Annotated in this window: 11 protein-coding genes and 1 pseudogene; 9 read left to right on the forward strand and 3 right to left on the reverse strand. The window is 72.6% G+C overall.

Annotation, left to right across the window (positions count from 1 at the left end; translation table 11 throughout):
* Positions 1-62: 62 nt before the first annotated feature.
* Positions 63-1,331: an MFS transporter gene (locus ACFVXH_RS32415; protein ID WP_387829461.1), complete on the reverse strand. Its 1,269-nt coding sequence runs from the start codon at positions 1,329-1,331 to the stop codon at positions 63-65.
* Positions 1,332-1,462: 131 nt separating this feature from the next.
* On the opposite strand from ACFVXH_RS32415, the gene ACFVXH_RS32420 reads away from it, so the two are divergent.
* A complete protein-coding gene (locus ACFVXH_RS32420; RefSeq protein WP_074005650.1) occupies positions 1,463-2,605 on the forward strand; it encodes a ferrochelatase in 1,143 nt (380 codons plus the stop codon).
* Positions 2,606-2,692: 87 nt separating this feature from the next.
* Entirely contained in the window at positions 2,693-3,511 is an 819-nt protein-coding gene (locus ACFVXH_RS32425; RefSeq protein ID WP_079272792.1) for an inositol monophosphatase family protein, read from the forward strand.
* A gap of 190 nt (positions 3,512-3,701) precedes the next feature.
* Here ACFVXH_RS32425 and ACFVXH_RS32430 read toward each other — a convergent pair whose 3' ends face one another.
* On the reverse strand, positions 3,702-3,887 hold the full coding sequence (locus ACFVXH_RS32430; protein ID WP_030057688.1) for a hypothetical protein: 186 nt from the start codon (positions 3,885-3,887) through the stop codon (positions 3,702-3,704).
* A gap of 444 nt (positions 3,888-4,331) precedes the next feature.
* Here ACFVXH_RS32430 and ACFVXH_RS32435 point away from each other — a divergent pair, with 444 nt between their 5' ends.
* The 4 genes from ACFVXH_RS32435 (at position 4,332) to ACFVXH_RS32450 (ending at position 8,342) form a co-directional block, all read left to right on the forward strand.
* Complete coding sequence (locus tag ACFVXH_RS32435; RefSeq protein ID WP_049657097.1) at positions 4,332-4,985, forward strand: response regulator transcription factor; 654 nt, start codon at positions 4,332-4,334, stop codon at positions 4,983-4,985.
* Between the two features lie 73 nt (positions 4,986-5,058).
* The gene (locus ACFVXH_RS32440) at positions 5,059-6,357 is read left to right on the forward strand and encodes a cell wall metabolism sensor histidine kinase WalK (RefSeq protein WP_074005649.1); all 1,299 of its coding nucleotides are present in this window, start codon (positions 5,059-5,061) and stop codon (positions 6,355-6,357) included.
* A gap of 229 nt (positions 6,358-6,586) precedes the next feature.
* Entirely contained in the window at positions 6,587-7,570 is a 984-nt protein-coding gene (locus ACFVXH_RS32445; RefSeq protein ID WP_049657095.1) for an acyl-ACP desaturase, read from the forward strand.
* A gap of 472 nt (positions 7,571-8,042) precedes the next feature.
* The gene (locus ACFVXH_RS32450) at positions 8,043-8,342 is read left to right on the forward strand and encodes a DUF4193 domain-containing protein (RefSeq protein WP_030285479.1); all 300 of its coding nucleotides are present in this window, start codon (positions 8,043-8,045) and stop codon (positions 8,340-8,342) included.
* Between the two features lie 269 nt (positions 8,343-8,611).
* On the opposite strand, the gene ACFVXH_RS32455 is transcribed toward ACFVXH_RS32450, so the two are convergent.
* On the reverse strand, positions 8,612-9,061 hold the full coding sequence (locus ACFVXH_RS32455; protein ID WP_049657093.1) for a DUF3093 domain-containing protein: 450 nt from the start codon (positions 9,059-9,061) through the stop codon (positions 8,612-8,614).
* Between the two features lie 134 nt (positions 9,062-9,195).
* Between ACFVXH_RS32455 and ACFVXH_RS32460 the strand changes: the two genes are divergently transcribed.
* The 3 genes and pseudogenes from ACFVXH_RS32460 (at position 9,196) to ACFVXH_RS32470 (ending at position 11,111) form a co-directional block, all read left to right on the forward strand.
* Positions 9,196-9,774 (forward strand): PaaI family thioesterase, encoded by a 579-nt coding sequence (locus ACFVXH_RS32460; protein WP_049657100.1) that lies wholly within the window; start codon positions 9,196-9,198, stop codon positions 9,772-9,774.
* Positions 9,771-10,305: pseudogene (gene dut / locus ACFVXH_RS32465) on the forward strand (dUTP diphosphatase). The gene ACFVXH_RS32460 and the pseudogene dut overlap by 4 nt, the downstream one beginning before the upstream one ends.
* A 2-nt stretch (positions 10,306-10,307) precedes the next feature.
* Complete coding sequence (locus ACFVXH_RS32470) at positions 10,308-11,111, forward strand: DUF3710 domain-containing protein (protein WP_049657098.1); 804 nt, start codon at positions 10,308-10,310, stop codon at positions 11,109-11,111.
* The last annotated feature ends 318 nt before the right edge of the window (positions 11,112-11,429 follow it).

Raw genomic sequence — 11,429 nt, forward strand, 5'->3', positions numbered from 1 at the left:
TCCGGGGCGGCGCAGCCGCCCTACCCATGGGTAGCCCCGTGGGTAGGGCGAGGCTAGTCAGTTCACCGTTCGGCGTCTACGGTCCGTCCGGCCCCTTCGGCGGCCGTCCCGGCGCCGGCTTCGGCGGTCAGGCCGGCGCGCAGCCGGCCGAGGCCGGCGAGGGCGGCGACCACTCCGAGCAGGCCGGCGGCCAGCGGCACCCAGTAGCCCGCGGCGGCGCCGGAGGCGTCGATCACCCAGCCGCCGGCCGAGGAGCCGGCCGCGACGCCGAGGGCCAGGCCGGTGGTGGTCCAGGTCATGCCCTCGGTCAGCTGGGCGGCCGGGACGAGCCGCTCGACCAGGGCCATCGCGGTGATCAGGGTGGGGGAGATGGCGATGCCGGCGACCAGCAGCGCGGCTCCGACCACGACCAGCCCGCCGATGCCGTGCACCGCGTGGGCGACCAGCAGCAGCGGCACCATGCTGACGGCCATGAACAGGACGCCGACGAGGAAGCGGACCGCCATCGAGCCGGTGAGCTTGAGGGTGCCGAAGACGACCCCGGCCAGGCAGGACCCGAGCGCCCACAGGGCGAGGATCACACTGGAGATCGACTTGTGGCCCTGGGCCTCGGCGTAGGCGACGGTGACCACCTCGACCGAGCCGAAGATCGCGCCGGTGGCGACGAAGGTCAGGATCAGCGTCTGGAGGCCGCGGTTGAGGATGACCGAGCCGCCCTCCTGCCGGGCGGCCGGATGGACCGGCGGCTCGGTGGAGCGCTGCCCGGCGAACAGCAGGACGCCGACGGCGAGGAAGATCCCGGCGAGCAGCACGCCGGCCTCGGGGAAGACGGAGGTGGCGAGGCCGATGGAGAGGATCGGGCCGACGATGAAGCAGACCTCGTCGACCACGGCCTCGAAGGAGTAGGCGGTGTGCAGCTTGCCGGTGTCCTCGCGGTAGAGGTGGGCCCAGCGGGCGCGGACCATCGCGCCGGTGCTCGGCATCACGCCCATGCCGGCGGCGAAGACGAACAGCGTCCAGTCCGGGGCCTCCAGCCGGGCGCAGAGCAGCAGGCCGGTGACGGCGACGATGGTGAGCGCCATGGCGGGGACGATGATCCTGCGCTGGCCGTGCCGGTCCACCAGCCGGGAGACCTGCGGGCCGAAGATCGCGGCGGAGACCGCGAGGCAGGCCGAGACCAGGCCGGCGACCCCGTAGGAGCCCCGGAGCTGGGACAGCATGGTCACGATGCCGATCCCGGTCATGGAGATCGGCAGTCGGGAGACGAAGCCGGTGGTGGAGAAGGCCAGAGTGCCGGGGGAGGCGAATATCTGGCGGTAGCTGGACAGCACGGGAGCTCCGGGCGGGGGAGTAAGGAACAAGGCTGGCAAACACAGCTTACGTACGTTGGCAAACGGTATTTTCCGGGCACTCGCGCGGCCCCGGCGACGGTGCCCGGTCCCTCAGTGGCAGGATCGGTTCCATGTCCGACGCGCGCAAACCCTCCCCGTCCGGCGCCGCCCCGTACGACGCCTTGCTGCTGCTGTCCTTCGGCGGGCCCGAGGGCCCCGAGGACGTCGTCCCGTTCCTGGAGAACGTCACCCGCGGCCGCGGCATCCCCAAGGAGCGGCTGAAGGAGGTGGGCAAGCACTACTTCATGTTCGGCGGGGTCAGCCCGATCAACGGGCAGAACCGCGAGCTGCTCGCCGCGCTGCGCGAGGACTTCGCCGAGCACGGGCTGGACCTCCCGGTCTACTGGGGCAACCGGAACTGGGCGCCCTACCTGGTCGACACCCTGCGGGAGCTGGCCGCCGACGGGCACCGCCGGATCGCCGTGCTCGCCACCAGCGCGTACGCCGGCTACTCGGGCTGCCGCCAGTACCGGGAGAACCTGGCCGACGCGCTGGCCGCGCTCGCCGAGGAGGGCGGGCCCGCCCTGCGGGTCGACAAGCTGCGGCACTTCTACAACCACCCGGGCTTCGTCGAGCCGATGGTCGACGCCGCCCTGGCCGCCCTGGACGAGCTGCCCGAGGCCGTCCGCGCCGGCGCCCGGCTGGCGTTCACCACCCACTCCATCCCGCACTCCATGGCCGAGTCCTCCGGCGCCCCGGACGACCCGGCCCGCGGCGAGCCCGGCGGCGCGTACGTCGCCCAGCACCTGGACGTGGCCCGGCTGATCGCCGCCGCGCTGGCCGAGCGCACCGGTGTGGCCGACCGGCCGTGGGAGCTGGTGTACCAGAGCCGCAGCGGGGCCCCGCACATCCCGTGGCTGGAACCCGACATCTGCGACCACCTGGAGGCCCAGCACGCCGACGGCGCGCCCGCCGTGGTGATGGTCCCGATCGGCTTCGTCTCCGACCACATGGAGGTCAAGTACGACCTCGACACCGAGGCCGTCGCCAAGGCCGCGGAGATCGGCCTGCCGGTCTCCCGCGCCGCCACCGTCGGAGCCGACCCCCGGTTCACCGCCGCCGTGCGCGAGCTCGTCCTGGAGCGCGCCGCCACCGAGCGCGGCGAGCCGGCTACCCGCTGCGCCCTGGGCGCCCTCGGCCCCAGCCACGACGTGTGCGCGGTGGCCTGCTGCCCCAACCCGCGGGCCCCGCGCCCGGCCGTCGCCGAGCGCTGACCGCCCGGCCCGCCCGCTCCATCCGTCCCGCCAGTCCCGCCCGTCCTGCCCGTCCCGCTCGTCCCGTCGCCCCGGAGGAGAACCCCCGTGCCCACCCCCGCCCTGCCCGACGACGGCCTCCTCGACGACCTGCTGGAGGTCGCCCTGGACGCGGCCCGGCAGGCCGGCGCCCTGCTGCGCGACGGCCGCCCGGCCGACCTCGGCGTGGCCGGTACCAAGAGCAGCCCGGTCGACGTGGTCACCGAGATGGACCTCGCCTCCGAGAAGCTCGTCCTGGAGCTGATCACCGACCGCCGCCCCGAGGACGGCTACCTGGGCGAGGAGGGCGCCGAGCGGCCGGGCACCAGCGGGGTCCGCTGGGTCGTGGACCCGCTCGACGGAACGGTCAACTACCTTTACGGGCTGCCCTCCTGGGCGGTCAGCGTGGCCGCCGAGGTGGACGGCCGGGCGGTCGTCGGCGTGGTGTACGCGCCGGCCCGCGGCGAGCTGTTCCACGCCGTCCTGGGCCGCGGCGCCCGCCTCGACGGCCGCCCGCTCTCGGCCCGCCCGGCCCCGCCCTGGGGCCAGGCGCTGATCGCCACCGGCTTCAACTACGTCCAGCCGGTGCGGGTCCGGCAGGCCGAGGTGCTGCTGGCGCTGATGCCGGAGGTGCGGGACATCCGCCGGGGCGGGGCGGCCGCGGTGGACCTGTGCGACGTCGCCGCCGGGCGGCTGGACGGCTACTACGAGCGCGGCCTGGCCCCCTGGGACCGGGCGGCCGGCTGCCTGATCGCCACCGAGGCCGGCGCCCTGGTCGGCGGCCGGCCCGGGCACGGGCCGGACGGCGAGCTGACCGTGGCCGCCGCTCCGGGCGTGTACCAGCCGCTCCAGGAGCGGCTGGCCGCGCTGCGCGCCTGGGCGGACTGACCGGTTCCGCCGTCCCGCCGCCGGAACCCCGGCGGCGGGACGGCCCGGACGTGCGACGGGCCCGGGTGCGAAGGCCCCCGGACATGCGAAGAGCCCTGACATACGGGGGATGCCAGGGCCTGGGTTTCGCACGGCCCCCGTAGGGCCGCTGGTGCCGGAGGTCCGGCGACGGGTCGGTGTGCCGGACGGGTCAGGCAGCGGTGCGGTGGCGCTCCAGCACCGTGTCCACGCCGTGCTCGGCGGCGAGTCGGCGGAGGTCGTCCAGCTCGGACTGCTCCACCTCGGCGAGGAACTCGTCCCCGGCCTCGATCGCGCGGTGCAGGTCCTGCTCGGCGTTGGCTATGCGCTGCAGGATTCCGGCCTTGAAGGCGTCCATACGGGCCCCCTTACTGTGTCGGACGTGCACGGTCGTGCGCTCTCCGCCCCGGGGAAGGTCCAGCCGGTGAAAGCACCCAGGCCGGAAGGTGGTGGCAGTCCGGACGGGTGCGGAGACGGCCCTTCGGCCGCTCCCGGTGATGTCCCAGCCCCAGGGCCGGCGCGGATGAACGCACGGCGGGTGGGTGCGATCGGCCGTCAGCCAGATCGCGGGTGTGCAGCTGTCCTCCCCGCCCCCAGGGCGGGGAAACCTTTCGGCGCGAGAAAGTTGCCCGTGTCACAGTCCAAGCGGAGTGGTGCGGATGCGAACAGTGACCGCCGCGGACCCGGGTTCCGTGCCCGAGGGGCAGCTTATCGCTGCTTTACCGCCCGACCAGGCAGGATGGAGGCACCGTCGGAGCCGTGCGTCCGCTTCCGGGGCCGGCCTGGAGAAGGGACAACGACCGTGCGGGTTCTCGTCGTCGAGGACGAGCAGCTGCTTGCAGAGGCCGTCGCGACCGGTCTGCGCCGCGAGGCGATGGCCGTCGACGTTGTGTACGACGGGGAGGCCGCGCTCCAGCGCATCGCGGTCAACGACTACGACGTCGTCGTCCTGGACCGCGATCTTCCGCTGGTCCACGGGGACGACGTCTGCCGCAAGGTGGTCGAGCAGGGCCTGGCCACCCGGGTGATCATGCTGACCGCCTCCGGCGACATCAGCGACCGGGTCGAGGGCCTGGAGATCGGCGCGGACGACTACCTTCCGAAGCCGTTCGCCTTCAGCGAACTCGTCGCCCGGGTAAGGGCGCTGGGCCGCCGCGCGACCATCCCGCTGCCCCCGGTACTGGAGCGGGCCGGCATCTCGGTCGACCCCGGCCGGCGCGAGGTGATCCGCGACGGGCGCACCGTCCAGCTCGCCCCCAAGGAGTTCGCCGTCCTGGAGGTGCTGATGCGGGCCGGCGGTGCCGTCGTCTCCGCCGAGCAGCTCCTGGAGAAGGCCTGGGACGAGCACACCGACCCGTTCACCAACGTCGTGCGCGTCACCGTGATGACGCTGCGCCGCAAGCTCGGGGACCCGCCGGTGATCGTCACCGTGCCGGGCTCCGGCTACCGGATCTGACGACCGGAGTCCGCCCACCCCGAGACTCCCCGCCGTAAGCGCCCGCCCCGGCGGACGCCCCGAGAGGACCATCATGACCACCCCGCCCCCGGCCGGCGGGGCCTCCGGCGCGCCCGCCGGCGGCCCGCGTGCCGTCCCGCCGAAGCCCCTGACCCCGCCGCGCGTCCACCGCCCCGGGCCCTACGTCCCCGGCGACGGCATGCTCGCCTGGTTCCCCTTCCGCCCCACCATCCGGATGCGCCTCACCCTGCTCTACGGCGGGATGTTCCTGATGGCCGGCGTGGTGCTGCTGCTGCTGATGTACGTGTTCTTCCAGGACGCCGTCTCGTACCTGGCACCGCGCAACCTGGTCTTCGACGGCAGCATCCAGGTCACCGGCCCGGACGGCGTCCACTCCACGATGAACAGCACGAGCTACAACCAGTTGCAGGCCGCCGACTTCCTGGCGCGCTCCGACTCCGCGCTCAACACCCTGCTGCGCAAGTCGCTGACCATGCTGCTCTGCCTCGCCGTGATCGCCTTCGCGGCGGGCTACGCGATGGCCGGCCGGGTCCTGCGCCCGCTCGGCCGGATCACCCGCACCGCCCGCGACGTGGCCTCCTCCGACCTGCACCGCCGGATCGAGCTGGACGGCCCGGACGACGAGCTCAAGGAGCTCGCCGACACCTTCGACGGCATGCTGGACCGGCTGGACCGCTCCTTCGACTCCCAGCGCCGCTTCGTCGCCAACGCCTCGCACGAGCTGCGCACCCCGCTGGCGATCAACCGCACCCTGCTGGAGGTCCAGCTCTCCGACCCGGCGACCTCCTCCGACCTCCAGCAGCTGGGGAGGACCCTGCTGGCCACCAACGAGCGCAGCGAGCAGCTCGTCGAGGGCCTGCTGCTGCTCGCCCGCAGCGAGAACGAGCTGACCGACCGGCGCCCGGTGGAGCTGTCCGAGGTGGCCACCCGGGCGCTGGAGCAGACCCGGGGCGAGGCCGACAAGCGCGAGGTCGAGCTGCGTTCGAAGCTCGATCCGGCGATGGCCGCCGGCAACGGCGTGCTGCTGGAGCGGCTCGCGCTCAACCTGCTGCAGAACGCCGTCCGGTACAACACCCCGGGCGGCTGGGTCGAGCTGGCCACCACCGCGGTGCCCGGCGGCGGCGAGCTGGTGGTCTCCAACACCGGCCCGGTGGTGCCCGGGTACGAGCTGGAGCACATCTTCGAGCCGTTCCGCCGGGTCAAGGGCGCCGACCGCACCCGCAGCGACAAGGGGGTCGGGCTCGGCCTGTCCATCGTCCGCTCGGTGGTGCGCGCCCACGGCGGCACCATCGAGGCCACGCCGCGCGCCGGCGGCGGCCTCACCATGAGGGTCCGCATCCCCTCGCCGTAAGGGTCGAACGCCCCTTCCGCGGGCGACCGTTTCCAGCCGCCCCCGCCAGGCCCGTCAAGACGACATAAGGCCTGGCGGGGGCGGCTTGTCTTTTCCGGCCCGAGCAACTTACGGTGTCGTAACCTACGCAACCGTAGGTGAGTCCGTCGGCGCCCCGCCGACGGGTCCACGACGTGTCCCCGTCCAGCGCGCCCGTCCCAGCGCGTGCCGTCCCCTCAGGAGCACCACCGTGACCATCGCCCCTGTGCAGAGCAGCTCCCCGCTCGTCGCGAGCGGCTGGACCGACGCGCGGCTGATCCTCGCCCTCGAAGAGGTCGTCGAGAAGGAGCTCAACCGCCACCTGGGCGTGGCGAAGGAGTGGATGCCGCACGAGTTCGTCCCGTGGAGCCAGGGCCGCGACTTCGACGGCGTGCTGGGCGGCGAGGCCTGGTCGCTGGAGCACTCCAAGGTGACCCCGGTCGGCCGGGTGTCGCTGGTGGTCAACCTGCTGACCGAGGACAACCTGCCCAGCTACCACCACGAGATCGCGACCATGTTCGGCCGCGAGGGCGCCTGGGGCACCTGGGTGCACCGCTGGACGGCCGAGGAGGGCCGGCACGGAATAGCCATTCGCGACTACCTGCTCGCCACCCGCGCGGTCGACCCGGTGGAGCTGGAGCGGGCCCGGATGAGCCACATGTCGGAGGGCTTCGAGTCCGACAACGCGCACAGCATGCTGCACTCCGTCGCGTACGTGGCCTTCCAGGAGCTCGCCACCCGCATCGCGCACCGCAACACCGGCAGGTACGCCGGCGACCCGCTGTGCGAGCAGCTGCTGGCGAAGATCGCCAACGACGAGAACCTGCACATGGTCTTCTACCGGAACCTGCTGAAGGCCGCCCTGGAGATCGCCCCGGACCAGGCCATGCGGGCCGTCGCCGACGTGGTCACCGACTTCCGGATGCCCGGCCACGGCATCCCCGGCTTCGAGCGCGCCGCCGCGCAGATCGCCCTCGGCGGGGTGTACAACCTGCGCATCCACCACGACGACGTGCTCCAGCCGGTGCTGCGCCACCTCAAGGTGATGGAGATCGGCGGGCTCGGCCCGGAGGGCCTGCTGGCGCAGAACGAGCTGGGCGTCTTCCTCGACGGGCTGGACGGCCAGGCCCGGAAGTTCGAGGAGCGCCAGGCCGCCCTGCTGGCACGCCGGGAGGCCCGGAGGAACGCCGGCTGAGATGCTGGACCGAGCGGTCGGAGTGGGTGGATTTCCCGCGGTTTGCCCTGGATGATTCTGAACGTGACCAAGCTCACACCGTGTCGCTCCACGATTCCGGGCAACCCCGGAGAGTGATCACCTGATCAGGGGTGTCGATCGCCGTCCGTGACCGGATTCCGGTCACCGGTCGGTCCGCGGAATCGGTCGGCATCCCTGATGGACAAGGGATTCCCCAGACATCCACACCGATTGTGCTCACTGTGCGTGGTCGGTTTACCGGGTCCCCGGAAGGCTGGTGATGGCCCAGCGTGAGGCCTTCCACAGCCCTGGGGATCACCCCGATGGAGCCCGGGCTGAGTGTCGATTGAGTAACAGGGCTTGAAGTAAGGCAAAATCTCCGCCTCGGGTCGGGCACAAGACCGACCCCCCATGCGTTACGTGCGCTGGAGATACCGCACACACCGCACAACCCGGAGGGGGAGAGCGAAAAATGGCAACCGACTACGACACCCCACGCAAGACCGACGACGAGCTCAACGAAGACAGCATCGAGGAGCTCAAGGCTCGGCGGAACGACAAGGGCGGCAGCTCTGTCGACGTCGACGAGTTCGACGCCGCCGAGGGCATGGAGCTCCCCGGTGCCGACCTCTCGAACGAGGAGCTCGCCGTCCGTGTCCTGCCGAAGCAGGCGGACGAGTTCACCTGCATGAGCTGCTTCCTCGTGCACCACCGCAGCCAGCTCTACAGCGAGAAGAACGGCAACCCGATCTGCCGGGACTGCGGCGCCTGAGCACCGCGGCGGACAGGACCCGGTGCCCGCGGCTGCGCCCGCGGGACCGGTACACCGCTCCTTCCGGCCCCGGGCAGCGGGGCCGGACGGCAGGTCCGGGCATCGTCCGTCTGGACGGGCCCGGGAGGACGGAGTCGGCCGGTCGACCGGTCAGGACAAAGTCGTAGGGACGGTCCCGCAGCAGCGGAACCGTCCCTCTCCGTTTGTCCGGCCTCTTCCGTCCGGCTCGTGTCCGGGCCCGACCGCCTCGCGGCCCGGCCCGGTCCGCCTCAGGTGCGGGCGCCGCGCCGGGCGTCCTCCAGCGCCTCCGCCAGCTTCATCGGCGAGCGGGTCGACAGGTAGAGGTACGGCGTCGGGTCGGTCGGATCGGTCACCTCGACCCGCAGCGCCGTCGGGACGTAGCTGCGCAGCAGCATGAAGGCGCGCGGATCGGCCTTCCGGCCGCGCCAGGCCGCCGCCTCGGCGGGGCTCAGCGCCTGCGCGTCGCCGAGCGCGTCCACCGGGATCCGGGCCGGGCCGGCCACCAGGGAGCCCTGGACCACGCGGATGCGGGCCGAGCCGTAGCTGCTGATCGCGACCGCGCCGGCGGCGATGCCGACCACCAGTCCGATCAGCGCGGCCGGACCGCTGACCCGGATCAGGATCAGCGCGAACGTGAGGCCCAGCGCGATCGGGAGCAGCCACCAGGAGCGCGGCACCGTGAGGCGTTCGTCGTACATGCCTCCATTGTGGTCGCCCTGACGTCCGGCCCGGGACGCCACCCCCACCGGAGGCCCGCTACCCCTGGGTAGGCTGGGGCCCCGTGACCGGTACGACAGCCCCCAGCACCCCCACCGACCGGCCGGCGCCCGCCATACCGCCGTCCCCGACCACCCCGCCGCCGGACGCCGTCCTGCCGGAGCGCCACCCCCAGGCGCCCGCCCCCGGCACCCGGCTCGGCTCCCACTACGAGCACTGCTTCGGCTGCGGCCCGCAGCACCCCGGCGGCCTGCGGATCGACGCGGTCGCCGGCGAGGGACTCGACGTCACCGCCGAGTTCGCCGTCCGCGACGCCCACCAGGGCGGCCCCGGCCTGGCCCACGGCGGGCTGCTGACCACCGCCATGGACGAGACCCTCGGCACGCTCAACTGGCTGCTGCACGCCCCCGCCGTGACCGGCCGGCTGGAGACCGACTTCCTCAGCCCGGTGCCCGTCGACTCGGTGCTGCACCTGCGCGCCTGGATCACCGGCGTGCACGGCCGCAAGATCTACAGCGCCGCCGAGGCGCGGATCGGCGGACCGGACGGGCCGGTCGCCGTCCGGTCCCAGGCCCTCTTCATCCAGGTAAAGCTGGAACACTTCACCACGCACGGTCGTCCCGAGGACATCGAGAAGGTCCTCGACGACCCGGATCTGATGAAGCGCGCACGAGCCTTTGAGGTGAACCCTTGAGCGACACCCCCCGCCCGCAGCTGGACGTCCTGATCAAGCGCATCGACCCCGAGCTGCCGCTGCCCGCCTACGCGCAGCCCGGGGACGCCGGTGCCGACCTGCGCACCACCGTCGACGCGGAGCTGGCCCCCGGCGAGCGGGTCATGCTGCCCACCGGCATCGCCATCGCCCTGCCGGACGGCTACGCGGCCTTCGTCCACCCCCGGTCGGGCCTGGCAGCTCGTTGCGGTGTTGCCCTCGTGAACGCCCCGGGGACGGTCGATGCCGGGTACCGTGGAGAGATCAAGGTGATCGTCGTCAATCTGGACCCGCGCGAGGGGGTCAGCTTCCGCCGAGGGGACCGAATCGCCCAGCTGGTGATCCAGCAGGTCGAGAAGGCCCGTTTCCACGAGGTGGAGGAGCTGCCTGGGTCGGCACGCGCCGAGGGCGGGTTCGGGTCGACCGGCGGCCATGCCGCGGTCTAGCATGCCCGCGGCCTCGCAGGAAGCCGAGCAGGCATTCGCATCGGTCTTGGACCGGGAAGGGCAGTGACCGTGTTCCGTCGTCGCCAGAAGAGCGAGGACGCTGTCGAGCAGCTCGCCGACGACGCCATCAGCGCCGACGAGACGGCCGATGACGTCGAAGGTTCCGCCGAGAGCGAGAACGTGACCGAGCTGGACCCGGCCGACAGGGTCGGCCTGCCGCCGGCCCCCCGGCCGGACGGTCCGTGGGACCACTCCGAGCTGGAGAACCCCGAGGAGGGGCGCGTCGACCTCGGGGGTCTGCTGGTCCCCGGCGTCGAGGGCATGGAGCTGCGCGTCGAGGTCGCCGGTGACGCGATCGTGGCGGCAACCCTTGTGCTCGGAAACAGCGCCATCCAGCTCCAGGCCTTCGCGGCCCCGAAGTCGGAGGGCATCTGGGGGGAGGTCCGGGAGGAGATCGCCAACGGCATCACCTCGCAGGGCGGCCTCATCGAGGAGGAGGAGGGCCCGCTCGGCTGGCACCTCCGCGCCCGGGTCCCCGTGCAGCTGCCGGACGGCACCCAGGGCGTGCAGCTGGTGCGGTTCGTCGGCTGCGACGGTCCGCGCTGGTTCCTGCGCGGCGTGATCTCGGGCCAGGCCGCCGTGCAGCCGGAGATGGCCGGGATCCTGGAGCAGGTCTTCCGGCAGACGGTCGTCGTGCGCGGCGAGTCCCCGATGGCTCCCCGCGACCCGATCGTCCTGAAGCTTCCCGAGGACGCCCAGATGGTCGCCGACGGTGGCGGGGCGACCGCCGCCGCCGGTGAGGGCGAGAACCGCTTCGGCGGTACCGCGCTCGACCCGTTCGCGCGCGGCCCGGAGATCACCGAGGTTCGCTGACCCGGCTCGGGCCGGCTTCGGCCGGCCCTGATCGGCACTGATCGCCCCTGCCCGGGAGCCCGGGCAGGGGCGATTTGCATGTGACGTGCCGGTGCCCGTACAGTTCCGGAGTCGCCGCGGGAGACCGGGGCGGCAAAGCGGAAAGTGAATCCGATGAATGAAACTCCGGAAAACGGAGCGGAAAACATCTGATAAGCTGGAAACACGAAAGAACGAAGCCCGAAGGGTCCGCTGGAAGGCGGTCCGAAGGAAGCGTCCGTTCCTTGAGAACTCAACAGCGTGCCAAAAGTCAACGCCAGATATGTTGACATCCCCGGC

The organism is Kitasatospora sp. NPDC058184 (assembly GCF_042883725.1).
GTDB lineage: Bacteria > Actinomycetota > Actinomycetes > Streptomycetales > Streptomycetaceae > Kitasatospora.

Coding starts and splice junctions, on each gene's coding strand:
- ACFVXH_RS32420 (WP_074005650.1), top strand. CDS start 1,463: ATGTCCGACGCGCGCAAACCCTCCCCGTCCGGCGCCGCCCCGTACGAC.
- ACFVXH_RS32430 (WP_030057688.1), bottom strand. CDS start 3,887: ATGGACGCCTTCAAGGCCGGAATCCTGCAGCGCATAGCCAACGCCGAG.
- ACFVXH_RS32440 (WP_074005649.1), top strand. CDS start 5,059: ATGACCACCCCGCCCCCGGCCGGCGGGGCCTCCGGCGCGCCCGCCGGC.
- ACFVXH_RS32450 (WP_030285479.1), top strand. CDS start 8,043: ATGGCAACCGACTACGACACCCCACGCAAGACCGACGACGAGCTCAAC.
- ACFVXH_RS32455 (WP_049657093.1), bottom strand. CDS start 9,061: ATGTACGACGAACGCCTCACGGTGCCGCGCTCCTGGTGGCTGCTCCCG.